At 46.9% G+C, this 24,224-nt stretch carries 25 protein-coding genes, 1 pseudogene and 1 other annotated feature; of the genes and pseudogenes, 8 read left to right on the forward strand and 18 right to left on the reverse strand.

Features of this window, described 5'->3' with window-relative positions:
* The first annotated feature begins 46 nt into the window (after positions 1–46).
* Positions 47–295 (forward strand): DUF2498 family protein, encoded by a 249-nt coding sequence (locus ACRQ84_RS06135; RefSeq protein WP_483817488.1) that lies wholly within the window; start codon positions 47–49, stop codon positions 293–295.
* Positions 296–322: 27 nt separating this feature from the next.
* Here the strand turns inward: ACRQ84_RS06135 and sohB are convergent, their stop codons facing one another.
* Positions 323–1,369 carry a protease SohB gene (sohB, locus tag ACRQ84_RS06140; RefSeq protein ID WP_483817489.1) on the reverse strand — a complete coding sequence of 349 codons (1,047 nt, stop codon included), beginning with the start codon at positions 1,367–1,369 and terminating at the stop codon, positions 323–325.
* A 173-nt stretch (positions 1,370–1,542) separates the two neighbouring features.
* Between sohB and ACRQ84_RS06145 the strand changes: the two genes are divergently transcribed.
* Complete coding sequence (locus tag ACRQ84_RS06145) at positions 1,543–2,307, forward strand: YciK family oxidoreductase (protein WP_483817490.1); 765 nt, start codon at positions 1,543–1,545, stop codon at positions 2,305–2,307.
* A complete protein-coding gene (cobO, locus tag ACRQ84_RS06150) occupies positions 2,304–2,891 on the forward strand; it encodes a cob(I)yrinic acid a,c-diamide adenosyltransferase (RefSeq protein WP_483817491.1) in 588 nt (195 codons plus the stop codon). The genes ACRQ84_RS06145 and cobO overlap by 4 nt, the downstream gene beginning before the upstream one ends.
* Before the next feature lie 36 nt (positions 2,892–2,927).
* On the opposite strand, the gene rluB is transcribed toward cobO, so the two are convergent.
* The 12 genes from rluB to ACRQ84_RS06210 form a co-directional block, all read right to left on the reverse strand.
* Positions 2,928–3,803: a 23S rRNA pseudouridine(2605) synthase RluB gene (gene rluB / locus ACRQ84_RS06155; RefSeq protein WP_064738819.1), complete on the reverse strand. Its 876-nt coding sequence runs from the start codon at positions 3,801–3,803 to the stop codon at positions 2,928–2,930.
* A 192-nt stretch (positions 3,804–3,995) separates the two neighbouring features.
* Positions 3,996–4,172: a DUF3606 domain-containing protein gene (locus ACRQ84_RS06160; RefSeq protein ID WP_483817492.1), complete on the reverse strand. Its 177-nt coding sequence runs from the start codon at positions 4,170–4,172 to the stop codon at positions 3,996–3,998.
* 300 nt (positions 4,173–4,472) lie between these two features.
* The gene (locus ACRQ84_RS06165) at positions 4,473–6,365 is read right to left on the reverse strand and encodes a phage tail tape measure protein (RefSeq protein ID WP_483817493.1); all 1,893 of its coding nucleotides are present in this window, start codon (positions 6,363–6,365) and stop codon (positions 4,473–4,475) included.
* Positions 6,366–6,491: 126 nt separating this feature from the next.
* Positions 6,492–6,683, reverse strand: coding sequence for a hypothetical protein (locus ACRQ84_RS06170; protein WP_483817494.1), 192 nt, complete (start codon positions 6,681–6,683; stop codon positions 6,492–6,494).
* Between the two features lie 106 nt (positions 6,684–6,789).
* Complete coding sequence (locus ACRQ84_RS06175; RefSeq protein ID WP_483817495.1) at positions 6,790–7,863, reverse strand: major capsid protein; 1,074 nt, start codon at positions 7,861–7,863, stop codon at positions 6,790–6,792.
* A 19-nt stretch (positions 7,864–7,882) separates the two neighbouring features.
* Positions 7,883–8,227: a hypothetical protein gene (locus ACRQ84_RS06180; RefSeq protein ID WP_483817496.1), complete on the reverse strand. Its 345-nt coding sequence runs from the start codon at positions 8,225–8,227 to the stop codon at positions 7,883–7,885.
* 20 nt (positions 8,228–8,247) lie between these two features.
* Positions 8,248–8,529 carry a hypothetical protein gene (locus ACRQ84_RS06185; RefSeq protein ID WP_483817497.1) on the reverse strand — a complete coding sequence of 94 codons (282 nt, stop codon included), beginning with the start codon at positions 8,527–8,529 and terminating at the stop codon, positions 8,248–8,250.
* 491 nt (positions 8,530–9,020) lie between these two features.
* On the reverse strand, positions 9,021–9,326 hold the full coding sequence (locus tag ACRQ84_RS06190; protein WP_483817498.1) for a hypothetical protein: 306 nt from the start codon (positions 9,324–9,326) through the stop codon (positions 9,021–9,023).
* A gap of 177 nt (positions 9,327–9,503) precedes the next feature.
* The gene (locus tag ACRQ84_RS06195; protein WP_483817499.1) at positions 9,504–9,896 is read right to left on the reverse strand and encodes a hypothetical protein; all 393 of its coding nucleotides are present in this window, start codon (positions 9,894–9,896) and stop codon (positions 9,504–9,506) included.
* Between the two features lie 12 nt (positions 9,897–9,908).
* Positions 9,909–10,046 (reverse strand): hypothetical protein, encoded by a 138-nt coding sequence (locus ACRQ84_RS06200; protein ID WP_483817500.1) that lies wholly within the window; start codon positions 10,044–10,046, stop codon positions 9,909–9,911.
* Between the two features lie 9 nt (positions 10,047–10,055).
* A complete protein-coding gene (locus ACRQ84_RS06205) occupies positions 10,056–10,787 on the reverse strand; it encodes a hypothetical protein (RefSeq protein WP_483817501.1) in 732 nt (243 codons plus the stop codon).
* A complete protein-coding gene (locus ACRQ84_RS06210) occupies positions 10,750–10,941 on the reverse strand; it encodes a hypothetical protein (RefSeq protein ID WP_483817502.1) in 192 nt (63 codons plus the stop codon). The genes ACRQ84_RS06205 and ACRQ84_RS06210 overlap by 38 nt, the downstream gene beginning before the upstream one ends.
* 2,128 nt (positions 10,942–13,069) lie before the next feature.
* Between ACRQ84_RS06210 and ACRQ84_RS06215 the strand changes: the two genes are divergently transcribed.
* Positions 13,070–13,663, forward strand: a complete 594-nt coding sequence (locus tag ACRQ84_RS06215; RefSeq protein ID WP_483817503.1) for a tyrosine-type recombinase/integrase — start codon at positions 13,070–13,072, stop codon at positions 13,661–13,663.
* Positions 13,635–13,952 carry a hypothetical protein gene (locus tag ACRQ84_RS06220; protein WP_483817504.1) on the forward strand — a complete coding sequence of 106 codons (318 nt, stop codon included), beginning with the start codon at positions 13,635–13,637 and terminating at the stop codon, positions 13,950–13,952. Before ACRQ84_RS06215 ends, ACRQ84_RS06220 begins: the two co-directional genes overlap by 29 nt.
* A gap of 1,027 nt (positions 13,953–14,979) precedes the next feature.
* Here ACRQ84_RS06220 and ACRQ84_RS06225 read toward each other — a convergent pair.
* The 3 genes from ACRQ84_RS06225 to ACRQ84_RS06235 form a co-directional block, all read right to left on the reverse strand.
* The gene (locus tag ACRQ84_RS06225) at positions 14,980–15,261 is read right to left on the reverse strand and encodes a hypothetical protein (RefSeq protein WP_483817505.1); all 282 of its coding nucleotides are present in this window, start codon (positions 15,259–15,261) and stop codon (positions 14,980–14,982) included.
* A gap of 74 nt (positions 15,262–15,335) precedes the next feature.
* A complete protein-coding gene (locus ACRQ84_RS06230) occupies positions 15,336–16,067 on the reverse strand; it encodes a DUF2971 domain-containing protein (RefSeq protein WP_483817506.1) in 732 nt (243 codons plus the stop codon).
* Positions 16,064–17,719 carry a tyrosine-type recombinase/integrase gene (locus ACRQ84_RS06235; RefSeq protein WP_483817507.1) on the reverse strand — a complete coding sequence of 552 codons (1,656 nt, stop codon included), beginning with the start codon at positions 17,717–17,719 and terminating at the stop codon, positions 16,064–16,066. Before ACRQ84_RS06235 ends, ACRQ84_RS06230 begins: the two co-directional genes overlap by 4 nt.
* Before the next feature lie 885 nt (positions 17,720–18,604).
* Between ACRQ84_RS06235 and ACRQ84_RS06240 the strand changes: the two genes are divergently transcribed.
* The gene (locus tag ACRQ84_RS06240) at positions 18,605–19,261 is read left to right on the forward strand and encodes a serine protease (RefSeq protein ID WP_196762325.1); all 657 of its coding nucleotides are present in this window, start codon (positions 18,605–18,607) and stop codon (positions 19,259–19,261) included.
* Here the strand turns inward: ACRQ84_RS06240 and ACRQ84_RS06245 are convergent, their stop codons facing one another.
* Together ACRQ84_RS06245 and rnm are read right to left on the reverse strand one after the other, a co-directional pair.
* Positions 19,262–19,882: an L-threonylcarbamoyladenylate synthase gene (locus tag ACRQ84_RS06245; RefSeq protein WP_007892417.1), complete on the reverse strand. Its 621-nt coding sequence runs from the start codon at positions 19,880–19,882 to the stop codon at positions 19,262–19,264. It abuts the gene before it with no gap.
* Positions 19,883–19,894: 12 nt separating this feature from the next.
* Complete coding sequence (rnm, locus tag ACRQ84_RS06250; RefSeq protein ID WP_483817508.1) at positions 19,895–20,779, reverse strand: RNase RNM; 885 nt, start codon at positions 20,777–20,779, stop codon at positions 19,895–19,897.
* A 154-nt stretch (positions 20,780–20,933) separates the two neighbouring features.
* Positions 20,934–21,042 (forward strand) — a sequence feature (Trp leader region).
* Between the two features lie 23 nt (positions 21,043–21,065).
* Between rnm and ACRQ84_RS06255 the strand changes: the two genes are divergently transcribed.
* A complete protein-coding gene (locus ACRQ84_RS06255; protein WP_483817509.1) occupies positions 21,066–22,628 on the forward strand; it encodes an anthranilate synthase component 1 in 1,563 nt (520 codons plus the stop codon).
* Positions 22,628–24,221, forward strand: a pseudogene (gene trpD, locus ACRQ84_RS06260) (bifunctional anthranilate synthase glutamate amidotransferase component TrpG/anthranilate phosphoribosyltransferase TrpD). The gene ACRQ84_RS06255 and the pseudogene trpD overlap by 1 nt, the downstream one beginning before the upstream one ends.
* Positions 24,222–24,224 lie beyond the last annotated feature (3 nt).

A 24,224-nucleotide genomic window follows, 5' to 3' on the forward strand; every position in this document is an offset into this window, starting at 1 on the left:
AAGTAATATAGAAGGAGAAAAATGGCTGTCAAAAAAGAGGTGTAAAATGTCAGGGCCAACGGAATCTATTTCACGCCAGATGTTACTGGAAATAGCCAATCAGATAATCACGCAGCACGACAATTATTTTGTTGGATTAGAAGCAGACGATGTGATTCAGCAAGGCGACGTATTGGTGTTTCGCGGTCCCTATTTTCTCGATTCTGAAGGCTTGCCTACCGCCAAAACCACCACGGTGTTTAACGTGTTTAAACACCTCGCGGTCGAGCTCTCCTCTCAATATCATCTGGCATAAAAAAAGCCCGGCAATTGCCGGGCTCACTTACAGCAGCGGCTTCTCACCGCGCTGCCATATTTTCAGAATCAATCGCTCAGCCGCCAGGCTCGCGCTGCTAGTAAAGCGGTCCATCATTTTCCGCTTCCGCGCGAAATGCACGCCCAGCACGGTAAAGCGTTCCATATTTTTGATAATCAACGCGTCGCTAGTGCCAATTTCATCGACCAGGCCTAAATCCAGCGCCTGACGTCCATACCAATGCTCGCCGGTCGCCACCTTGTTGAGATCGAGGGACGGACGCATCTGCTGCACAAAATCCTTGAACAGCTGATGCGTTTCATTAAGATCTTCCTGGAATTTTTCACGCCCTTCTTCGGTGTTTTCACCAAACAGCGTCAACGTACGCTTATATTGACCGGCGGTATGCAGCTCGACATCAATATTGTTACGTTTTAACAGGCGATTGAAGTTTGGAATCTGCGCGACCACGCCGATCGATCCAATGATTGAAAACGGAGCGGCCACAATACGATCCGCTACGCAAGCCATCATGTAACCGCCGCTGGCGGCGACTTTATCCACCACGGCAGTCAGTTGTAGGCCCGCATCGCGTAAGCGTTGCAGTTGCGAAGCCGCCAAGCCGTAACCATGCACCACGCCGCCGGGACTTTCCAGACGTAACAGCACTTCGTCACCAGGCGCGGCAACCGCCAGCACGGCGGAGATCTCTTCACGCAACGAGGCAACTTCACTCGCGTCCATGCTACCTTTGAACTCCAGCACATAGAGTGTTGGTTTAGGTGTTTCGCTCACGCCAGCTTTGGCATTGCGTTTCTCGGTTTTAGCCTTTTGTTTCTCTTCTTTCTTCTGCTGCTTAAGCCATACTTTCTGCGCCTGCGGTTTCATTTTGGCGAGCTGTAACTCTTCTTTCATCTCACGATAATCATCATCAAGATGGGTCAAACGCAGCTGCCCGCTGCTGTGACGTTTACGCAGCGCGGCATTAAGCACAATCAGAACAATAGCTGCGATCGCCACCACTATGGTGACAGCCTTAGCCAGAAATAATCCGTAACTGGAGAAAAAATCCATTCTGCCGCCTTATTAAACAGTAAATTACAACAAGTTTGAGTTTACCCGCTTTGCGCGCTGTCGTCGCCTGAAATGCCCGCTGGCGGCACAGAATGCGAGGCAGAGTGATTGCACCGGGCGGCAAATTAAGGCATAAAGCCAAAAACCTTCTGACCCAACCAAAGGACATCGCTGTGCATTATCAACCGAAAAGCGATCTACTGGAAAATCGCATCATCCTCGTCACTGGCGCTTCCGACGGCATTGGCCGTGAAGCGGCGCTGACCTATGCGCGCTATGGTGCGCGCGTCATCCTGTTGGGACGCAATGCCGAGACGCTGCACACCACTGAGCAAGCCATCAGCCAGTTAAACCAACAGCCAGCAACTTCTTTATTACTGGATTTGGCTGAAGCTACACCAGAAAGTTGCCAGCAGTTGGCCGAACAGGTCGCTGCGCTGGTGCCGCGTCTGGATGGTGTGCTGCATAATGCCGGCATTTTGGGGGAGATCGTGCCGTTAGAAGAACTCGATCCTCAAATCTGGCGTGATGTGATGCAGATTAACCTTGATGCCACCTTCTATTTAACGCAGGCATTGCTTCCGTTGCTGCTGAAATCGGACGCCGGATCGCTGGTGTTTACTACTTCCAGTGTCGGCCGTACCGGGCGTGCAGGTTGGGGTGCGTATGCGGTCTCAAAGTTTGCCACTGAAGGCATGATGCAGGTGCTGGCCGATGAATATAAAAACGGCCATTTACGGGTTAACTGCATTAATCCCGGCGGCACACGTACCAAAATGCGTGCCAGTGCGTTCCCGGAAGAGGATGCTAATTTGCTCAAAACACCCGCTGATTTGATGCCGCTCTACCTTTACTTAATGGGCGATGATAGTCGGCGTAAAACCGGCACCAGCTTTGATGCGCAGCCCGGACGCAAAGCGGGACCCGCAAGCGCATGAGCGATCGTCATCAGCAACGCCAGCAACGACTGAAAGAACAGGTTGATGCCCGTATCGCCGCTGCTAATGAGACGCGCGGCATTTTGATGGTGTTCACCGGCAACGGCAAAGGTAAAACCACCGCCGCTTTCGGTACCGCGTTGCGCGCCTGCGGTCATGGTAAAAAAGTGGCGGCGGTACAATTCATTAAAGGCGAATGGCCGAATGGTGAACGCAATCTACTGGAACAGCACGGTGTCGAATTCCAGGTGATGTCCACCGGTTTTACCTGGGATACGCAAAACCGCGAAACGGATACCATCGCGTGTCAGTTGGTGTGGCAGCAGGCGCGTCGCATGCTGGCGGATGACAGCGTCGATCTGCTGATCCTCGATGAAATCACCTACATGGTGAGCATGGATTATCTGGATTTAGAAGAGCTGACCGAGGCGCTGAAACGACGTCCATTACAGCAAACCGTGATCATTACCGGTCGCGGCTGTCATCGTACCTTACTGGACTTAGCGGATACTGTGACGGAAATGCGTCCGGTGAAACATGCGTTCGATGCGGGCATTCAGGCACAACAAGGAATAGATTGGTAAAACCTGACGCCGCAGAACGCGGCGTCAGCATTCGCATCAGGAACCGCGTTTCGTGTTATTACGACGGGAATTGTTGCTCACCACACCGTGACGTTTTACCGCACGACGGATTTGGTTAGCTTTGGTGCGACGACGATCTTTTTCTACTGCGACTTTGGTTACTGTCTCTTCGGGCATACTGACTAAAGTGCGCAGATAGTTCACCGCGGGTAATTCCATCTCGATCCAACCGCCGCGTGGCAGACCTTTCGGCAGCTGAATATCACCGTAGCGGACACGCATCAGACGACTTACCTGCACGCCCACCGCTTCCCACAGACGACGCACTTCGCGGTTACGTCCTTCGGTCAGCGTCACGTTGTACCACTGGTTGATCCCTTCGCCACCCGCAAACTTAATGGTTTTAAACGAGGCCGGACCATCTTCCAGTTGCACGCCTTTGCTCAGTTGACGGATCTTATCGTCATCCACTTCGCCAAACACGCGAACCGCGTATTCACGCTCAACTTCACGGCTTGGGTGCATCAAACGGTTAGCCAGTTCACCATCGGTGGTGAACAGCATCAGCCCGCACGTATTCACATCCAGACGACCGACGGCAATCCAACGTGAACCACGCAGACGCGGCAGACGATCAAACACGGTTGGGCGTCCTTCCGGATCGTTACGGGTACAGAGTTCACCCTCTGGTTTGTAATACGCCAGTACGCGACACACTTCGGTCGCCGACTCAGCGATGGACACCAGATGGCCATCAATACGGATTTTCAAAGATTTATCACTTTCGACGCGATCGCCAAGCGTCGCCAGTTTGCCGTCAACGCTGACACGTCCGGCAGAAATCATGGTTTCGATTTCGCGACGCGAACCGTGACCGGCACGCGCTAATACTTTCTGTAATTTTTCGCTCATGGAGCCTCGTTGTCGCCTTCCCAGGCGTCGGATTGGGATTTCTTAGATCTTATAAATCAATAGGTTACGCTTAACCTGTGGCCCCATTATACAGGATGTACAACACCTTGTAATCTCCTTTGTTGTACAAGGTGTTACCCAACTTTAGACAATAAAAAACCCCTCAAGGAGGGGTTAAAGGTTAATCGCGTTTTACTTACCAAGAAATTGCCTAACTTTCTCAGTACCATTACCCGCTTTTGCTACTGCTTCACGCAATTGGGCAACAGTGACGCCAAACGTTTTAGTCCAGTATTCAACTTCCCACGATTCGTGAAGATTAATGAATCGCTTATCTACTGGTTGTCGAATGTTTAAATTGTCTGCCATGTGTATCTCCAGAGGTTGACGATTAAAACAGCTTCAGACTACTTACCTTTTTTCTTAGGGGATTTCACAGTCTCAACAACCGTTGTTTTAGGTCGCTTTTGAGCTTCCTTAACAGTTATGAACCGCCCAGTTTCTGCATCACGACCAATCTTGTGAGTCATAGCGCCCCCTTCAGGCATCGGAGCAAGTACGGCACCTGCTCTCTAAAGAAAATCCTAAATGACCAAACAATCCCCGTCAACCGAAAATACACCATGTTGATTCCTAATGTTCTTATAAGCACTACATCTTGTGGTTGCATCAATTATTGAATGTCATCTGATTAATATCGAATGTCATCGAATCCCAACTATTTTCTATGCGCTGATCAGCTACACCATTAAATAATTTCATAAGCTGCGCACCATCGACATGAACGTGAACATCAGTAGACAGATTCTGGTTGATTGGTGGTAGTTGCAAATTGAACGGGTTAGAACGATTCATCAGGCTATCGTAGTTGCTCTGATTGACTGCCTGCGGAGTAAAGTTGTTCCCTACATCAGCCCCGATAAAGTTCTGATCCATTGCTTTACCCGCCATTGCATCATTCCAACCTGCCTCACCTGCGGTGCTTGTTGAGTTCCAGCGCTTGTAGGCAAATTGTTCTAACGGATTATCATCTTTGTGATCTAATGCCGCCTGGTAACTCTGTTTGTAAGTTTCTGAATTATAGGAGGCACTACCTGGAATCATTCCAAGATGTTTACTCACCCATGCTGTGATTTCGCCTACAGTCTCGCCTAGCTCACGCATGATAGGTTTCAATTCTGCAAAGCTCTGGCGGGTTTCATCAGCCCCGATCCCTAACTCTTTCATACGTCCTGCAAAAGCACTGCTGAAAGAATCACCCAGGTTATCAGATGCAGACTGTGCGACTGATCCGAGGTTAGCCAGGTAAGTTAGATTCTTGCTTTGTTCATCGGTAAGGCTTTGGCCTGAACGGGCAATCTGCATCATCGTGTCATCCAAGTTTTTACCTGTCTGATCGATGCCGCCCAATGCTAATGAACCATCGTTGACGGTTTCCGCAAAGAAAGTCATTTGCTGATCAGTGAACTTGAATTGCTTTTGAAGCTGGCGAAGGTAAACAAGGTAATCTGTAAAGCTCATGTTTTGCAGGTTCTGCTGTACCTGCTGCCCTGCTGCTTTCCCGCCGCGCTGTGTTACTGCATTGACAAGATCCGCCATCTCTCCGGCGCTTCCCAGGGACCAGGAACCATCCTTAGCCTGATTCCATTTACCTAATGAAAGCTCCCCCGTCTTTTCTCGGTAGTCCTTAGCCTGATCACTGAGCTGTTCATAGGTCAATGTTCTACCTGTTCTGGCGCGTACCTGGTTGATCAGTGCATCAGCTTCAATTGTGCTAACACCTTGTGTGTTTAGCTGCTGGCGTCCTGCGTTGCGCTCGATACTTCCCGCCAGTGTTTCCCTGGCTGCACCTGTCAGGCGTTCAGCACCATAACCGATTGCACCAACTGCACCAGTTGCCGCTAAACCTGCTGCAAGGCGGCTGTGTCGTGGCTGTGGCACACCTGCACGGCGGTTAGCTTGGCGTTGTTGACGTGCGATGCTTTCAAGCTGGCGGCGTTGCTGGCGTAGCGCCTCGTTTGCCTGCTGTAGGCTTATCGTTTGGTTGCGGTACTCTTCGCTGATACGGTGCGCCTCACGAATTCCGTTATGCCTTTGCTCAGCGTTCAGCCCCTGCATTCTGGTTATGTCGAAACCACGTGAACGGCGCATGAGATCAGCACGTTCGTTGCGGGTTCCCTGCTGTCTTACACGTCTTTCTTCATCGCGGCGCTGTTTGGCCTGCTGGCGCTCTTGTTCTTTACGCTGGCGTGCTGCTTCGCGCTCAGCTTCGCTACGTCCACCGCTGCGGCTTCCACCACCTGATCCGCCACGGTTGCCACCTGGACCACGGTTAGCACCTAAACGACGTAGTTCTCTGGCTTCTCGACGTGCTTCACGTATACGCGCTGCGGATTCTAAACGGGTGCGTTTAAGTGCATCTTTATGGGTTTTTTCGTCTGACTCGTTAAACTTCTTTTTCAGATCACGGATCTGTTTACGTACTCTGCGTAAGGCTGCAATGTCTGTCTGATACGTAACTCTGTTAACCAGTGTTGCGGCATCTATTCTATTTCCTGCCATCTTATTAACTCCTTATGACCGCAAAGCGGTTTAATTTTCAATTAACCCATTTCATGGGCAATGTTTATTGTTGGCATAAAAAAGCCCCGCCCTTTTGGAAAGGCAGGGCTTAATAAGCGAAAAGCTTTATTGTTTTGGTTCTTCTGTTGCCAATGCTAACAGCACATGCCAGCCACGTTTAATACGTGTCCAAGCGGTGTTTTCGTTAATTCCGAAATGCTTTGCACAGGCACGAACATTTAAAAGACTCTGAAGTTTATCTTCTGGCACATCCCAAACAACAACACTCCCGCTTTCATCGGTAAATTGAATTTTCATTATTATAACCCCTGTAGAAAATGGGTAATGGGCGACGATGCCGCCCACACAATTACAATCATTTCAAAAGTAATAATTGCAATGAAAGTTAATACTTTTTTGAGCATTACAGGCTGGCGGTAATCTTCAATGTCATGTTGGTAACATGGTTAACAGGAAGAATCCCGGCTTCACTATAAATGTCTTCTTCACCTAAATCTTTCTCGATCAGGTAAGAGTAATACTCTTGTAGATCACCACTTCGTGCTAAACGTGTATTGGTAGACGCAGGAGAATAGATGTGCTGATAAGCGTTAGTGCCAGCGCGGAAGATTGGCATCATAATTAGCTCATTACTTGCAAGGTATGCAGTTAGCAGCGGATTAGTTACCTTGATAACGTCAACGCTTAGACCTGGAAGCGACATAGTTTGCACTGCTGGTAAAAGTTCCTGGCGCTGCACAATAATGTTTCCTGCATCCAGTGGGCTAACGTATTGGAAAGCTTCTTTCATTGAAGGATGGAAACGCAATTTAGAATAAGCATCAGCACCCGCAAACACTACAACACGTGTAATGTCAGAATAAAGGCCATCAGCGGCAGCATTAATGCGGTCAAGATAGCCATTGAAAGCCTCCAACACGTCGAAAGTAGTGCTTGACGCTAAATCAATAGTATCGGTCATGAAAGGAGCGTCAAAGCTTGCAGCATAGTCGATAACTTTACGTGCTTTATCGTCTAAATCTTCTTCGGGATTGTAAGGCGCGAACACTTCACCTTTGAAAAGAGCACGAGCGTACATACTTTCTACTGTGCGTTTGTGTGCTTTAGCGTGAGCCTGAATGTAATCGCCTAAAATGTCTGTATAGGTTTCATCATCGCTACGACCTGCACGGCGGTTTCCTTTCTGGAAATCAGCGGCGCTAATGGTATCGTGACGAAGGAAATAAGGGATTTCAACCAGGTAGTTAGAAGCGTTCCCAAGTTCAGTAGAATTGTGCGAAAAATCATAACGCTTTTTAGGCGTATTTAATAGAGATTGATTTGATTCTGCCAGGCGGTCAAATGCTACGCGAACAGATGCACTTGATTCTTTCTCAAAAATACCCAAAGCCTGTAGCAGGTAGTTTTGCTGTGAAGTTAGAGAAAATGCAGGAACAAGATCAGTCATTCCCCATTGTGAGTAATTGAAATTAGCCATTTATTATTATTCTCCCTTATTAGGTTGTTGGCAGGGTTGCAGCATCTGAAAAGCGTACAGCCGGATCAGCGGAAAGCAGTTCTACAGCTTTATCTACATCATTACATTGCAGTGCAAAGCGTTTAAGCCAAACGTTCGTACCAGCTACCATTACATTAACAGCGTCAGTGCTTTGTTTAGCGTATTCAAGCACAACATAAGCTGATGTAGCGCCAGGGCCAACAAGTGCGCCAGCGGCAGTGATAACCGTTCCTGGAACACAGTCCTGTTTCAGGGCAACATTAATTGTGCGGCGACTAAATGCGGTGATTTCGTGCGATACCACGTCTTTAATTGTCAGTGGTGTATTAGAGTAAGCGATCATTTAAATGATACTCCTTATTGTTATTGTTTCATCTTTTCGATAAGTCGATCAGTAAGAGACTTTTCTTTTACTGTAGCCTTTTTTGTTTTGTGCATTTCTTCTGCCATCTCTTGAATACGGCTGAATACATCAGCTTGAGTTGCAGACTTAGCTACGGTTTCAATCTGTCCACCGTCGATAACTTCTATAGCGGCTTCTTTAGCAAGTCTTACAATCTCGTTTGCGATTTCTGGATCAGCAAACATTGTGATAGCTACTTTTCCATCTGGAGTAGCTTTCTTTATAATTACGTCTTTTTTCATTTCAGACCTTTAAATAAAAAATGGCCTCTCGCATTTCTGAGAGAAGCCGAACAGCTAATGATCATTTATAGCAATGACTTTCTTAGAGAGGCTACCGGAATGATAAGGCAGCCATAAACATTATGGCATAATGTTATTCTGTGAAAGCGCCGCTGAATAGCCACGCTTTTAAACAAGAAGGGAATCAAATTCCCTTAATAATTTTTAGGAGCATACAAGCTTTCAATTGTATGTTGTCTTTGGCTGCCACACCTTATAAAGCGCAAGACGGGAACTTTTTTCTTTAGATAAAGAACGTTAAGATCGTTTCCGATAATAAATTTGGTGCAGTTTGAGCATGAACTCTTTCAGGCACAGGTGAATGCGGCTACCTGTATTGGAAGGACTTCAAGATCCCTACCTAAGATTATTGTACACGAAAACGCATAATTATGCAAGTAATTTTGTTCATCTGTACGGATTATTTCGACTTTATCGCATACTTATGCATTTTAGTGAATGGCTGCGCCTGTCTGCGGTCGGCTAACATGGTCAAGTGTTGCCCCAATTGCCGCAATTGCTGTGCTGCACTGGAGAAACTCAACAAATTCACAAAGATGATTCTCTGCTAAGAACTTTCTATCATCTGGCGTTAGTGTGTCATTGAATTTGAAATACCTCTCTTTCACAAACTCATAGTTAGATAGAAAAGTATCTGTGCTGCTGTAATCAGATTGCACCAGTGAGAAAACCACATCCCCTACACAATCCCAAAATTCGTCAAAGTTGGCTTTAACATCGCTTTTTCCTTCATTCATTATTGTTATTCTCCTTTAAAGTTTGGATGATTCCGCAAACTAATGCGGCTTCTGATTCTGATAACATAAATTGCCTTGCCACACAGGAAGGGCTTTTGCTTTTTTCGTATGCATCAATTATTTGTTTGTATTACCTGTGCTTCTGCAAGCGGTGTAATAGAATAGGATTATCAGCTATCATAGAATCCCCTCGCCTGATTCAGTCAGATCGAATACGTCAACTGAATAACCACTATACATTGCATTGGTAAGGCGGTTCGCGTATAGCCAACCTTGATAGGAATGCAGATCGGGAAAGATAAAGTGCCAAGGTTCTGTAGAATTGAACTTTGCTGTTTTTCTTTTACGAGGCTTGAAGAAAACACCGCTATCAGCACAGATTTCATCAATTGTTAGTTTTTCTTCTGGTGAAAGCTCTGGTGAATCGTTAACGGTGAATTTTATAACAGGCGGCTTGCTCTTACTCTTGAATGTTCTTTTAACCTTCTTGATGCCCTTCCTATCATTTTTATTATTGAATCCTAAATAAAGCTCTGCATCTTCCAATCCCTTTTGATCTCTATAGCCCAACTCTCCTCCTATTTATTTTATTCTGTATCGTTTAGCTAACTGCTGTAGCTTTTCTATAACCTCTTCTGAAACTTTGAGGCGCTTTGATAGTTCCTCAATCGTTTCAGCGCTCATTACTTGCTCAAGTAAAGTGAGTTTTCTTTCTTTCATTTATTATCCTCAAAACGGTATGTGTTCTGTATAATCGCCTTTCTTACGCTTATCTTTTCCGTACAGTTGACTGCGCATTGCCTGACTGATTGAAGAAGGTTTAATTTGAGAAGGCGAGGGATTATCTAATCTTTCCCAATCTTCAAGCTCTTCATTTTCTTCATAACCATCTTCGAAATCATCTAAATGCATTTCCGTCATAACAAGTTCAACTTTACTTGCAGGGGGCGAAGCACAATAAACATCATTGGGCGATTCTGTTTGCTGTTCGTCCTGGTTATCATCAGAAGATGACCCAGGTTCATTCTTGACTACATCAGAAGGTAAAGCGGGGTTTGTAGCTGACTGCTGTGGCTCTTGCGGGGAAGTTTGTGTAACAGCTTCTTGCTCTCTGACTTGTTGCCGTGTTCCTTTGTTCTCAGAATAAGAACGGCCCTTTACGTTACTAAAATCTATTTCTTTCACAAAGTAGTAATTAGAATGCCCTGCCCTTTCAATTCTTTCTACAAGTCCCATAGCTTCTAAGCTTTTCACTCGTTCTTTTGCTGCATCACGAGTTATTCCGAATACATCAGCTATTTTATTGTAACTTGGGAAGGCTTCTTTCCATCCTTTGAGATAAGCATAAGTCGTTTTCAGCGCATCAGTAAAATTATAATCTTTACCATTGTAGCGGATCTTTTTTATTCCTAAGATTGCATAATCAATTTGCAGATGTTGCTTTTCTTTCATTTGATTCATTCGGTTCTCCATTTAGAGTTGGGTTAAGTAGTTCAGCTTCTAACAATTTAGTTATCAGCTTTGGCGGTGAAATTCCCTGGCGTGTTGCCTCAGCAAATAGCGCCTTACGAAGTTCAGCTTTCATTTTAAGATTCATACCAGATTCAAAGGCCATGTTATGATCTCCTGTTAAGTGGTAGTTATAGAGTGTAGGTTTCGTAGTTCAATCAACCTTTCAGCCGCGACAATAAGGGCGTGTATAGCGAGTGCTTCACGGATTTTCTTAGAAGTTGCAGATTCGGGTTTGTAAAACGCTTGAGATTGAAGGGATTGCCTTGTGCATTCGCCTGATAAAAGAAATGAAAGGTAATCAGTATCAGGTTTTTTCTTTTTTTGGGTCTTCAATAAGCCTCCTATTTTAAAATTATTTTGTTTCCCTACTTCTCATAGTACAGGAATACAGGCTCATTGTCAATCTTTTTGAAAACTTATTTTATTAAGCTCGCTTAGATTACCAGCAGCTACGGCTTAATGCAAGTTAATTTACAAAAATATCATCAAATCGAATTCTACCCACCTGTAACGCTCTGTGCTGCGTTCTAAGCTCAAAGGTAAGAAAACGTATTACCAGCACTTAGAAAGCGCCTCAGAATGGCTTAGATTTAGCTTGGTTATCTATAACTTAGGTTCTTACAGTGGAATGTAGGGAAAGCAGCGCGGCACACTTCTAAACGATAGCCAGGCATTAGCAAGCTGGCTGCATGGTCTGGCGTCCATGAATTGGCGTAGCCAGTGGGAGCACACAAATCAAAGGTTGAGATGAAGAAGAGGTGTAACCGATCATCGAAAGCTTAACTGCTATTACATTGTGCTAGGGTAGAACTTGTAACCGTTCGATGTAAGCACAATCAATCATGGCTCTGTGGGCGACTGTAGGAGCAGGAGTAAACGATCACCATTACTTCATTAATTCTTGTTCAAGAAACCATCAATTCAGTAATTCCTAATAAATGATCTAATAAATAATTTAATAATTGATCTAATAGTGGGGGGTTTGCCCCCTCCCCCCTGGGGTACTTTCATCCCTCCCCCTGGGGGTTATTATCCCCTCCCCTGAGGTTGTTTAGTACCTGGGGGTGTTTCACCCCTCCCTCTATAGTAAACCTAAGATTTACCGATCAAATTATTGCATGACAATTTGTCACCTATCATCCAATCCGGCTTTACGGATAAAACGATACTTTTACCATTTCTGATTGCCTAACAATGCCCTTCCCTACCTCCTCAGAATGAAATAAAAAATCCGGTAAAATAACGTACAGATTAGCAAGATTAAATAGACCGTTATTAACATGAATACATAGCGGTATTCCCGAACATACCCGCCAGATCTCCCACTTAATTAAACCTACTTTTCATTGTTCAAAGTTAAAGTAAAAGTCTCAAAGTTAACTTTCATCACTTTGCTAACTTTCACAAAGTCTGGTGTAGCAAGGCTTGCAGCGTGATCAGTGGATGATTGTCGAATTCACACAATCGAATGTCTGTTAGGCAACACCTTTCCTTGTCTACATTCGCGCACCGAAAACAGGCCATAAAGCGTCAAAAATCGTAGATTCCGAAGGCAGATCTGACCACTGATTGATAGTCACTAATTGTTATTACTTTGTGCCTCTGTGGACGCCTTCGGCATACGTCACTTTCTTAAACAGATTGTGACCTAACTTTTCCTATGTGCTATAAAACAATGACTTAGAGATACGTCACAGATAACAAATGTCCGTTTAGCTGTAACATTGTGAGAATGTGCATAACTAAGCAGGGTTTATGCGCCGCTGGCGCTCGATCAGCCTCGGATATTCCAGGATTTTTAATGAGAATGATTCTCATCTGTGATGCGGCGCTAAGTAGCTGTACGCTTGAGCTGGGTAAAAGATGGGAGCAAGGAAGGTGCAGCCGGTGCCAGGCTAATGCCCTGTAAGGGGAGCTATCTTAGAATTTTTTATGTGGGGTGAGGTTGGCGGGGTTGGTGAGGTTGATCCGTAGCTGTCACAGTGAACGGTTTACAGGAAATTTGCGTAAATTATTGATTGCATTGATATTTATTGTGCGATGAATGAAGAAGGGGTACACCTTTTGCAGATCTGCCAGCGGCGCGGGGTTGGTTTTAATCAGATTTAATTGAAATTTAATCGCTTTTAATAGGGTTTAATCATCAAATAATGATCTAAAAAGTTGTTGTAAATGATCAACTTAGTGATCAATACTACTTTCCGTAACGTGACCTAAGCGGGGTGAAGAAGATGAAAGTTAACGCTGTGACAGCAGAACAAGCCGGACTGATCGAAAAGGTGTTACGCCGCAACGGTCAAGATACTTACGCTGATGTGTGGCGCTTGAATCTCAACATGGCGCTACGCATCTCTGACTTACTGGCGCTCAAGTTCGACGATGTGAAAGGAAATGTATTGCGCCTGAACGAACAGAAAACAGCGCGGAAGGCCAAAGGCGATCAGCCTGCGAAACCTGGTAAGGTTAAGACAATCGAGATCAACGATGTTGCCCGTTCAATCATCGAGAAGCGCCGCCAGGTTAACCCTGATGATGTGTTCTTGTTCCAGAGCAAGTCTAACCGTGTGAAGGGTGCAGCAAAGCCGGTGACACGTGAAGCCGTCAGCCGTGCTTTCAAAGCAGCGGGTGAAGAAGTCTGTGGTGATTCCCGCAACGTTGGCACACACAGCGCCAGGAAAACCCGCGCACGTATCATTTACGAAGATACAAAAGACATCGCCTTAGTTAGCAAGATGCTGAATCACAGTTCTATTCGTGTCACTGAGACTTACTTAGACATCCGTCAGGATGATGTCAATGCCAGTTATCACACTTACCAGCTTTAGAGATGAAGACATGTACCCTATAAGCCCATTAGCTGCACTTTTCTTACAAGTTTTTGGCTGTGGTTGCCTTATCTATCTGGTTTGGCAGGCGGTTATCAATCCTAAATTAGCCTTCAAAAATGCTGCTTATTTCGTTTACTTGATTGGGGTTATGTTTGGATGTGCCATAGTTGCCGCGAAGTTGTTCCCCGGCGAATTCGCCTTCATCAGAGGTGCGGCTATTGGTGTCGCTATAATTGTATTGGTTAAATGGATTAAGGAAAAAATGGAGAAAATTGAAAATGATTAGATCACTTGTGCTTGTATTCATCTTCATCAGCTTCAATGCATTAGCCGTGCAAGTAACGCTAACTGATGTTGAGCGTGTGGAGAATGGGAGAACTGCCCTATGCATTTACACAGGGCATAACATAACCCGTTCTGTTGAGGTTCCAGCAAGCCAGGATTGCAAGGCGGCTATGTCATTTGAGACAGAAGATTAATTTCGATTTGAATAGGTCAAAGTCTTATAAAATTTTAATGTAAAGAAGCTCAAATCCTAATTTTCGTTTGCAAAAATCCCTTCTAGATCCGTCAAATACCCTCCATTTGCATAAGAAAAGCGCCTTTAAACATAAAGTGAAAAAAAAGTGCTTAGCGGTTGACACTAATTGCAAGCCTTATCGGGTGCGGATTTAGGATTTTAACCAGCGGCGTGAGCCATTTTTTAGTGAAAATCAATACTTGTTAGATTGATGTGACAGGATAAAATACATGCATGTTGCGGTTAGACCTCATCAAGAGCCACTACATAATGATTACCCACAGACTTAATCACATTGACGCCTTAGCCTGTGGATAAAAAATTATCAAAATTCCAAATAGTCATTGTGACAGCTCGACACAGGTAAATTGCATGTGAGAAAGTTTAAAAAGAGGAGTTAAACCGTTGAGACAGACAGGAGAGATTATGAAAAGAAAAAAGCTGGAAAGCACTGCAATGCTCCCAGCTTTTCCCACACCTTGAAGGTGTTTTCAGAAGAAGCGTTATCGTTGCCGATCTGCCACTATCCGAAATAAGACAATAGCATTGTAGTGGCAGATTCGGTCCCATGTAAAGTCGCTGTGAGGTATACCAATGCGATTACATTCGATTTTGTTTGACCGAAACGGCAAACCAAAGCCTTACCTGCTTCCTCTAATCTGGATCAGTAAAGTAGCTTTGAATGCCTTGTTCAAATCACTATTTGACCGCTATCTACGCTAAATTAAAGGGGCTTTAAGCCCCTTTTTCAGACTGAGCCCTGCCACCATTCAAAAACATTTGAGACTAACGATTAAACGTTTCTCAAGTCGAGATCTTGAAACTCTACCCAAACACTGTCTTCGTCATCGAAATAAGAAACATTACTCACACCATGCTCAATCAGATTTCTTTTTCCAATCTGATTTCTCTCACTTCCCCGGGGTTGTGCCTCAACGAGTTGTGCCGGTACATACTTATCAGCCAGGAACTCTAATACCCCGTTAATCTTGTCGTAACCGTCTGAATCGAATGCATCGACCTTTTCTTCACCATGTAAGCTGTACTTGATGACGATCTGTTTTGTAGTGGTCATAGTTTCCCTATCCCTATTGAAATGAAGATTAGACCAGATTAACAGCTATGATGCAGTCAAGGCACCTTTCCTTTTTAGAAATCTTCACGGTCATCAAAATAGTTTAATCCGTATGCATACTTATTACTTGTTGAAAGTGACAATACTTCAACGTCAGGATTAACCTTATTAACAATTACATTCAGCAACTGAAGCTGAGGAATTGTTAAACGCCCACCAACAAAAATGTTATTGATGGATTTTGGATCATACCCATGTAACCCTTGAGCGCAGTAACTATCATCACCATTAAATGGGTCTTTATGGACTAAAATTCTAAATTCATTTTCATAATCCCAAGCAAAGTGTTTTTTAAACATAACATCAGTTCCAAACGCTTCAATCGGATTATTGAAAGTATGAATCAAATCAGTGTATTGTACATCTCCATCCACAATAGAGAATCGCTTATCTTCATTCAATGAAGAGATCAAGCTTTCTGTTTTGAACTCTAAGCAAATGCCTGAAAACTGGTCAGCATAATGCGACCACATCAGTGTGTTGGTTTTAAATTGTCTAGGATCAGTAGGGCAAATCTTGGTAAAACTGCAAACTGCTGAGTTTTTGATCATTCGTGTAACAGTATCATCAACATTTGCAAAATTTGAAGTATGACCAAAAATCAATTCTGGCGTAAATTCATAGTTAGCTTCAAAGGGATCGTTCAAGTTAAACAAATTTGAAAACCACAATTCGGATGAATTAAGGCTTGTCAGGCTGTTCACATTTAAACTTTGGTATTTATAAATGTATTCGGGTCTACTCATTTCCAATCAATCCCATCGACCACTGGAAGCAATTCTTCAAGTGTTGGCTCATGTGTGTACCGTGCAGTTATACCTAATGACTCCGTAAGGCTATGGCCAACTACAATCTGAACTTGCACAGGTCGTGCATGTGCTAAAGCCTTGGTTATGAAAGAGTGACGGATCGAGTGAACGCGTCTCTTTTGCCCCTTCTCATTGTAATCTGGTGCATTGCATTGGCGCATAATCGTTACCCAAGCATCAGTGACTTCTTTGTAACCTGGGAACTTAGGAAAAAGTCTGTCTGTTGGTTTTTTACCTTCAGCTAGCTTTTCTAAAATCCCTTCAATGCTTTTATGAACCGGGATCTGTCGTTTGGCATGATCGGTCTTTCCGCCTTCAATGAAGATGTATCTACGCCCTGTTAGTTCATCGGTGCGGAACTGACTTACCTTTAGATCTGCAATTTCGCCCCGGCGTGCTCCTGTATGGCATAAGGTAAGGAAGTAAGCCTTACGCCAGTTATCATCAGTGAGGCCGTCCAGGTGAGCTACCAGCCGCTTCATCTCAGGCGCTGAGAAGTTGCCGCCTCTGTTCTCTTTAACTTCATACTTTATCCCCTCTGTTGGGGCCAAGGTGAGAACGTCTTTTTCATCTTTTAGAAAGACTTTGAAGAAAGAGCTATAAATCTTCAGATGCTTTTTCACCATCGCGCTACTAAGCAAATCTTCCTCCGGCACATCATGATCGATGCACTGTTGAAGAGTCATAGTTTTGTATGGGTGTGCAAAGCGCTTAGGTAGTGCCGTGATGACTTCCAGTGTCTTCCTGATGTCTTGCTTGGTGATAACAGATACAGGTACATCCCCAACAATGTAAAGAAGGATTTCAAAGAATCGTTTGTTCTCTCTATCGATTGATTTAACCCAATGGCTACCCTTCTCTTTGACGAACATTGACCACGCATCTGACAGCGATAGAGATCCACTTTCATCTTCTGCCACTAGTTTGGGTTCACCCACTTCAGGAACAACAGGAAGCCCCTGTTTAAGCCCTTGAACAATTTGCTGATACTTTGGCAGGTCTTTTGAGTAAAACGCTTGATAGGCTTCGTATAGTTGCGCCCTGCTCATGTTCAATTGGCTACCAGCCGCCATCACATCAAGTGGCAAAGAATCTGGATCAAAACCTTCGTGCTTAAGCATGTACTTAATCAGGTTCTCGCTAAAAGGATGACCGTTGATCAAATCATCTGATACAGCCCCTGCATAACCTGCCGCTGTTTCTATAGTATCTGCCGGATTTACTGGCCTTAGTCCCGCAGCCCTAATGATTGATCCAAGTTGTGGGATTCTTTCCGCTTCTTGCAGATCGGTTTCAAGCAGTCTGAACAGCAAACTATCAAGATCACGTTTCGTCAGCGCCTTGAGGTCAACAATCTTCAGTTTGAAATCCTCTTCACTCATCTGCCCTGATTGCACTAAAGGAATGTAGGCAGACAACCGCGACATTGTAGCTTGTGCAGTTTTAAGCGAGTCAGTAGCTAAGGATTGGCGAAAGAATTTGCCAGAGGGTATACGAAAGTTGATGTAGAAAGTGTCACCACGTTTCGTAGTGTATTTGGGTGTGTTGCTCACGGCCTTATGATTGTTGTACACCGAATTGTTGCCCATAACGTTGACCTTGTTGTTGTTAAGTCATTGATTTTATTAACAAGGAAATCGTAACAGATTGATTTTAAGCCTAAATTCTCGGGCCTTCCCAGGCGTCGTGGTAAGAAGAGGTGCGATACAGGGATTACCAATTCCTATATCAGAATCTGTTACCGCTGCGCATCGCTTGTGCAATCTCAGGCGGCCCGCGATTTTACACTAACGCAAGTTTTGTTAACACCTTTTCCTTTGCTGCCGATAATAGATGGCCCGGCAAAGAGCGTCCGCTCGACCGTTCAGTATTAATCATTCGCCTAATTGATAGATCTTCTTCATTAACCGTACGTTCGACATTGCCAAGTCACTGAATTATTACCATTTGCCGCTAAGCTTTTTAGCATGAGCATTTTGCCAACTTTAGCCCACTGATACATTAGCACCTTTCACGACTGTCTTAGCAGCAGAGCTTGCCAGGCTTATAATCATTCACGAACGCAATAACTGCGTTAAAAGCAAAAAACAGCATATAAAACTATTTAACTGACTTAAATAAGCCTCACTTTAGTGATAAATCTAAATTGATAGTTAATTGGCACTACAGGTTGGATTAAGTCTGTATTTTTGTATTTTTTGATTAATATTAAATTTGATGAATTGTTCTTAAGAAAAAACCGTGTAAAATTTAAGCCTGAAATCCAGTGTGTCGTCATAATAATTTAGCTTCAATTTACTATTTATATTCGTTCAAATAACAAAGCATTAACGAACACTGTGTAATTTCACTGATAATATAAACCGGCGCGCGCGGGATCTGACGCGTTTATTCATTCACGGAATGAATTTAATTCGCATGTCGAAAGTCTTCACCAGGGATTTTACGGACATGCTTTAATGAAGATCACAGCCATGAAAACCTCTCTGCTTTGGCCTGCGCTTGCTGCGCTGGCACTGAGCGGTTGTTCCGTGGGCCACACTGAGTACAGTCGTACTGCGATGCAACACGTCGATATGAGCGTGACAGGCATTCCGACTGTGCTGGGTATGGGCATCCTCGGCACAACTATTCCTCTGACACCAGAATACAGCCTCACGGCTGCTCACGTGGCGAAAACCGCCGTGCAACGCGTTAAGGCTTATCATCCTTATTGCGACGTCGCGATTATTTACCATAAAAACAGTCCGGAAACGCTGGCTAAATTCCGCAGCGGCGCCATCGGGGAACCGATTAAAATGTACGGTTACAGCTTTATTTCCGCCATGCCTGTGGAATCAAGTGGCGTTAATTTAGCGCGTACCGCTATCACCAATAAATGGAATAAAAAACCTTGCATGGCCATGGCATCTAATGCTGGCGTCGTCCAGGGAATGTCAGGTGGTGCGGTATATAATGCTGACCAAACTATTGGTGGTGTCATCGTGGGTTACAGTCATGAAATATCCAACGTGCGCAGTAAGAAAGTCATCTTAAAAGATGTCTCTCTGTATATTCCGTACGGGGATTTTAAAAAATGGCTGGAATCAAATCTTGGTCAGACGCAGAACGCAACGCCTGACCATGCATAATTACTGGAATGGGCGCGTGTCACCGACGCCTTCGCGCACCACCACCGGCGCATCGCTGGTGAGATCGATCACCGTGGTCGGCTGCTGACCCAGCGTGCCGCCATCGATGATCAGATCCACCAGCTTGCCAATACTGTATTGAATCTCTTCAGGATCCGATTCCGTAAAATCGTTGCCGGGCAACATCAGCGATGTCGACATCATCGGCTCGTTGAGGCGTTCCAGCAGCGCCAGCGCCACCGGATTGGACGGTACGCGCAGCCCAATGGTTTTACGTTTGTCATTCATTAAACGACGCGGTACTTCCTTGGTCGCCTTCAAAATGAAGGTGTAATTGCCCGGCGTGTTATTTTTCAGGATGCGAAACGCGGAGTTATCCACCTGCGCATAGGTCGACAGCTCCGACAAATCGCGGCACATCAACGTGAAGTTGTGATTGCCATCCAATTGGCGAATGCGACAAATGCGCTCCATGGCATTTTTCTCTTCCAGGCGACAACCCAGCGCGTAGCCAGAATCGGTTGGATAAACAATCACGCTGCCTTTGTTGAGATAATCGACGGCCTGGTTCACCAAGCGCGGCTGCGGATTGTCGGGATGAATGTGAAAATATTGACTCATAAAAACCTCATATCACCTGTCTGCAACAGCAACGCTGGGCGCCAACTCAGGGAAGCGTTCCCAAACGGGCTCCACGCCTCCTGGTAGCCATAACTTGCGTCCCAGTTCTATCCACGGACAAGGTTGGTGGAAATCTGATCCCTGCGACCCTGCTAACTGATTGTCACGCGCATAGGTTGCCAGCTGCGTGCGCTCGTTTGGGGCTTGCTGGCACTGCGCAACTTCCATCGCATCGCCGCCCACGTCGGCAAAATGCGCAATCAGCCGCTTTAACCATTTAGCGGACAAACCGTAACGACCCGGATGCGCCAAAACGGCATAGCCGCCAGAATGATGAATAGCATCAATGGCTTGTTTAATTGTACACCATTGCGGAGGCACGTAGCCTGTTTTCCCACGCGCCAGATAATTCTTGAACACCTGCGCCATGTTATCGGCTTTGCCAATCTCGACCAGATAACGCGCAAAATGACCACGGGTGATCAAACCGCCTTGCGCCAGACGCTGAGCGCCAGCTAGAGCATCTGGGATACGCGCACGTTCAAGGCGCTCGGCAATCTGCAGTGCCCGATCCTGACGCGTTTGATGTTGGTGGTGGAGGAATTCGATCAGCGCAGGATGATGGCAATCAACTTTCAGCCCCACAATGTGGATCTCATGATTTTCCCATAACGTCGACGCTTCTAAACCGGCCAGCACGCGGATCGGCAGATCGTATTGATCCACTGCCGCCTGCGCCTCCGCCACGCCCGCCACCGTGTCGTGATCGGTAATAGCCAGCACACCGACTTTCATTTCAACGGCACGCTGCACCAGCGCAGTGGGCGTCAATAAGCCGTCTGAAGCCAGCGTATGGCTGTGTAAATCGTAAAGGGGAAAACGAGCGATGTCTGACAAGATAACTCCAGCAACTGCATAAACCGGCAAGCATAATAACGATTTTGCCCCTGGCTGAAAAAGGGTATTGACATTTTTCGCCCGAACCAGTTAACTAGTACACAAGTTCACACGTAACGGGTATTTAATCATGGCTATTTTGGGTACGCATTTAAATGGTTGGTGGCGCGATGATCCCTTTATCGGGCGACGTCGTCGTGCACAACTTGCGTAACCGCAGTGCAGATTGATACCTAAGCCCGCCACCGAGCGGGCTTTTTTTTGAGCGAAATTCAGAGAATCCATTATGGCTATTGCGAAACCTACATTGAAGTTGATAACCGGTACCGCGCCTTACCGCGAAGATCCGGCCGCAGTGTTTCATCAATTATGCGGCGCACGTCCAGCAACTTTGCTGCTTGAATCCGCGGATATCGACAGCAAACAGAACCTGAAAAGCCTGCTTATCGTTGATAGCGCACTGCGTATCAGTGCGCTGGGCAACATCGTCACTGTCAAAGCGCTGTCGGAAAATGGTCGCGCCATCTTGCCGCTGTTGGACGAGGCGCTGCCATCAGAAGTGCGCATCGACGTGCGCCCCGACGGCCGCGAATTGCATTTCACCCAGCCGCAAGGTATGCAGGATGAAGATTCCCGTCTGAAAGCCCTTTCCGTGTTCGATGCGCTGCGCCTGATTCCGCAACTGGTTAACAGCCCAGAAGAAGAGCGTGAAGCGATGCTGCTCGGTGGATTGTTCGCTTATGATTTAGTCGCCGGTTTTGAAGACCTGCCTGAACTGCGTAATGAACAACGTTGCCCGGATTACTGCTTCTATCTGGCCGAAACCTTACTGGTGATCGACCATCAACAGCGTAGCGCACGCCTGCAGGCGAGTTTGTTCAGCCCATCTACCAGCGAGTTCCAGCGTCTGCAAAGCCGCATTGAACAACTGCGCGGCCAGATGACGCAAGCTGCGCCCGCGTTGCCAGTACAGCGCGTGGAGCAAATGACGCTCAGCACCAGTCAGAGTGACGAAGAGTATTGCAGCGTAGTGCGTGAAATGCAGGAAGCGATTCGCATCGGCGAAATCTTCCAGGTGGTGCCTTCACGTCGTTTCTCGCTGCCATGCCCTTCTCCACTGGCCGCCTACGACACACTGAAAAACAGCAATCCAAGTCCTTACATGTTCTTTATGCAGGACCAGGATTTCGCCCTGTTTGGTGCCTCGCCAGAAAGCTCACTGAAATATGACGCCACTTCGCGCCAGATTGAGATTTACCCGATTGCCGGGACGCGTCCACGCGGACGTCATGCCGACGGCTCGCTGGATCGCGATCTCGATAGCCGCATCGAACTGGAAATGCGTACCGACCATAAAGAGATGGCCGAGCACCTGATGCTGGTGGATTTAGCGCGTAACGATTTGGCACGTATCTGCGTGCCGGGCAGCCGCTACGTTGCCGATCTCACCAAAGTTGACCGCTACTCGTTCGTGATGCATCTGGTGTCACGCGTGGTGGGCACGCTGCGCGCAGACCTCGACGTGCTGCACGCGTACCGCGCCTGCATGAACATGGGCACGCTGAGCGGCGCGCCAAAAGTGCGTGCGATGCAACTGATTGCCGGGAAAGAAGGCACACGTCGTGGCAGCTACGGCGGCGCAGTCGGCTATTTCACCGCTAACGGCGACCTTGATACCTGCATCGTTATCCGATCTGCGTGGGTTGAAGACGGCGTGGCCACCGTGCAAGCCGGGGCCGGTGTGGTGCTGGATTCTCAGCCTCAGGCAGAAGCGGACGAGAGCCGCAACAAAGCGCGTGCGGTATTACGTGCTATCGCAACAGCCCATCACTGCAAGGAGATTTTCTGATGGCCGATATCCTGCTGCTCGATAACATCGACTCCTTTACTTACAACCTCGTTGACCAGCTGCGTACCTTTGGCCACAACGTGGTGATTTACCGTAACAATGTTCCCGCAGACGTACTGATTGATCGCCTGCAGCAGATGGAAAATCCGATTCTGATGCTGTCGCCGGGTCCGGGTGCGCCGAAAGATGCCGGTTGCATGCCGGATCTGCTACAAGCGCTGCGCGGCCGTCTGCCGATTATCGGTATCTGTCTCGGTCATCAGGCGATTGTTGAAGCGTACGGCGGGCATGTTGGCCAGGCCGGCGAGATCCTGCACGGTAAAGCCTCTTCGATCACCCATGATGGCGAGGGCATGTTTGCAGGCCTGAGTAATCCGCTGCCGGTGGCGCGCTATCACTCGCTGGTTGGCAGCAATACGCCAGCCGAATTGACCGTTAATGCCAGCTACAACGGCATGGTGATGGCCGTGCGCCACGATGCCGACCGGGTGTGTGGCTTCCAGTTCCACCCCGAATCCATTCTCACCACCCAGGGCGCGCGCTTGTTAGAACAGACGTTGGCCTGGGCGCTGGCGAAATAATAGGGAGATTACGATGCAAACTATTCTGGAAAAACTTTATCAGTCTGAAACGCTGAGCCAGGCCGAAAGCCACCAGCTATTTAGCGCCATTATTACGGGTCAACTGGAGCCGACGCAGTTAGCCGCTGCGCTCATCGCCATGAAAGTTCGTGGTGAGCGTCCTGAAGAGATTGCTGGCGCTGCTTCCGCACTGCTGGCTGATGCTAAACCCTTCCCGCGTCCGGATTACACCTTTGCCGATATCGTTGGTACCGGCGGTGACGGTAGCAACAGCATTAACATCTCTACCGCCAGCGCTTTTGTCGCAGCAACCTGCGGCTTGAAAGTGGCGAAGCACGGTAACCGCAGCGTCTCCAGCAAATCCGGTTCTTCCGATTTGCTGGCGGCTTTTGGCATCAATCTGGATATGCCTGCCGAACAAGCACGCAAGGCGCTGGACGATCTTAACGTCTGCTTCCTGTTTGCCCCGCAGTATCACAGCGGTTTTCGTCACGCGATGCCGGTGCGTCAGCAGTTAAAAACGCGCACTCTCTTTAACGTGCTGGGCCCGCTGATTAACCCAGCGCGGCCACCTTTGGCGGTGATTGGTGTGTACAGCCCGGAACTGGTGCTGCCGATTGCCCAAACGCTGAAAGTGCTCGGTTATCAACGTGCTGCCGTTGTACACGGCGGCGGAATGGATGAAGTGGCCCTGCACAGCCCGACCCAGGTTGCTGAGCTGCGCGATGGTGAAATCACCGGCTATCAGCTGACGCCAGAAGACTTCGGTTTCGGCTTCCATGACAAAGAAGCCTTGGCAGGCGGCACGCCGGAAGAAAACCGTGACATTCTGACCCGTTTACTCCAGGGTAAAGGCCAGCCCGCCCATGAGCAGGCGGTTGCGGTGAACGTCGCAATGTTACTGAAAGTGTTCGGAAATGAAGATTTGCGCGACAACGCACAGCGCGCCATCGCTGCCATTCGCAGCGGGCAAGCCTACGAGCGTGTTGTCGCTCTGGCAGCGAGAGGATGAGAT

The sequence above is a fragment of the Pantoea sp. E2023-21 genome, from assembly GCF_051302795.1.
In the GTDB taxonomy this organism is placed as follows: Bacteria; Pseudomonadota; Gammaproteobacteria; order Enterobacterales; family Enterobacteriaceae; genus Pantoea; species Pantoea ludwigii_A.

Coding starts and splice junctions, on each gene's coding strand:
- ACRQ84_RS06245 (WP_007892417.1), bottom strand. CDS start 19,882: ATGAGTCAATATTTTCACATTCATCCCGACAATCCGCAGCCGCGCTTG.
- ACRQ84_RS06215 (WP_483817503.1), top strand. CDS start 13,070: ATGAAAGTTAACGCTGTGACAGCAGAACAAGCCGGACTGATCGAAAAG.
- ACRQ84_RS06230 (WP_483817506.1), bottom strand. CDS start 16,067: ATGAGTAGACCCGAATACATTTATAAATACCAAAGTTTAAATGTGAAC.
- ACRQ84_RS06185 (WP_483817497.1), bottom strand. CDS start 8,529: ATGAAAAAAGACGTAATTATAAAGAAAGCTACTCCAGATGGAAAAGTA.
- ACRQ84_RS06180 (WP_483817496.1), bottom strand. CDS start 8,227: ATGATCGCTTACTCTAATACACCACTGACAATTAAAGACGTGGTATCG.
- ACRQ84_RS06160 (WP_483817492.1), bottom strand. CDS start 4,172: ATGGCAGACAATTTAAACATTCGACAACCAGTAGATAAGCGATTCATT.
- ACRQ84_RS06175 (WP_483817495.1), bottom strand. CDS start 7,863: ATGGCTAATTTCAATTACTCACAATGGGGAATGACTGATCTTGTTCCT.
- ACRQ84_RS06170 (WP_483817494.1), bottom strand. CDS start 6,683: ATGAAAATTCAATTTACCGATGAAAGCGGGAGTGTTGTTGTTTGGGAT.
- ACRQ84_RS06225 (WP_483817505.1), bottom strand. CDS start 15,261: ATGACCACTACAAAACAGATCGTCATCAAGTACAGCTTACATGGTGAA.
- ACRQ84_RS06190 (WP_483817498.1), bottom strand. CDS start 9,326: ATGAATGAAGGAAAAAGCGATGTTAAAGCCAACTTTGACGAATTTTGG.
- cobO (WP_483817491.1), top strand. CDS start 2,304: ATGAGCGATCGTCATCAGCAACGCCAGCAACGACTGAAAGAACAGGTT.
- ACRQ84_RS06165 (WP_483817493.1), bottom strand. CDS start 6,365: ATGGCAGGAAATAGAATAGATGCCGCAACACTGGTTAACAGAGTTACG.
- ACRQ84_RS06205 (WP_483817501.1), bottom strand. CDS start 10,787: ATGAATCAAATGAAAGAAAAGCAACATCTGCAAATTGATTATGCAATC.
- ACRQ84_RS06220 (WP_483817504.1), top strand. CDS start 13,635: ATGCCAGTTATCACACTTACCAGCTTTAGAGATGAAGACATGTACCCT.
- ACRQ84_RS06240 (WP_196762325.1), top strand. CDS start 18,605: ATGAAAACCTCTCTGCTTTGGCCTGCGCTTGCTGCGCTGGCACTGAGC.
- rluB (WP_064738819.1), bottom strand. CDS start 3,803: ATGAGCGAAAAATTACAGAAAGTATTAGCGCGTGCCGGTCACGGTTCG.
- sohB (WP_483817489.1), bottom strand. CDS start 1,369: ATGGATTTTTTCTCCAGTTACGGATTATTTCTGGCTAAGGCTGTCACC.
- ACRQ84_RS06135 (WP_483817488.1), top strand. CDS start 47: ATGTCAGGGCCAACGGAATCTATTTCACGCCAGATGTTACTGGAAATA.
- ACRQ84_RS06235 (WP_483817507.1), bottom strand. CDS start 17,719: ATGGGCAACAATTCGGTGTACAACAATCATAAGGCCGTGAGCAACACA.
- ACRQ84_RS06255 (WP_483817509.1), top strand. CDS start 21,066: ATGGCTATTGCGAAACCTACATTGAAGTTGATAACCGGTACCGCGCCT.
- ACRQ84_RS06210 (WP_483817502.1), bottom strand. CDS start 10,941: ATGGCCTTTGAATCTGGTATGAATCTTAAAATGAAAGCTGAACTTCGT.
- ACRQ84_RS06200 (WP_483817500.1), bottom strand. CDS start 10,046: ATGAAAGAAAGAAAACTCACTTTACTTGAGCAAGTAATGAGCGCTGAA.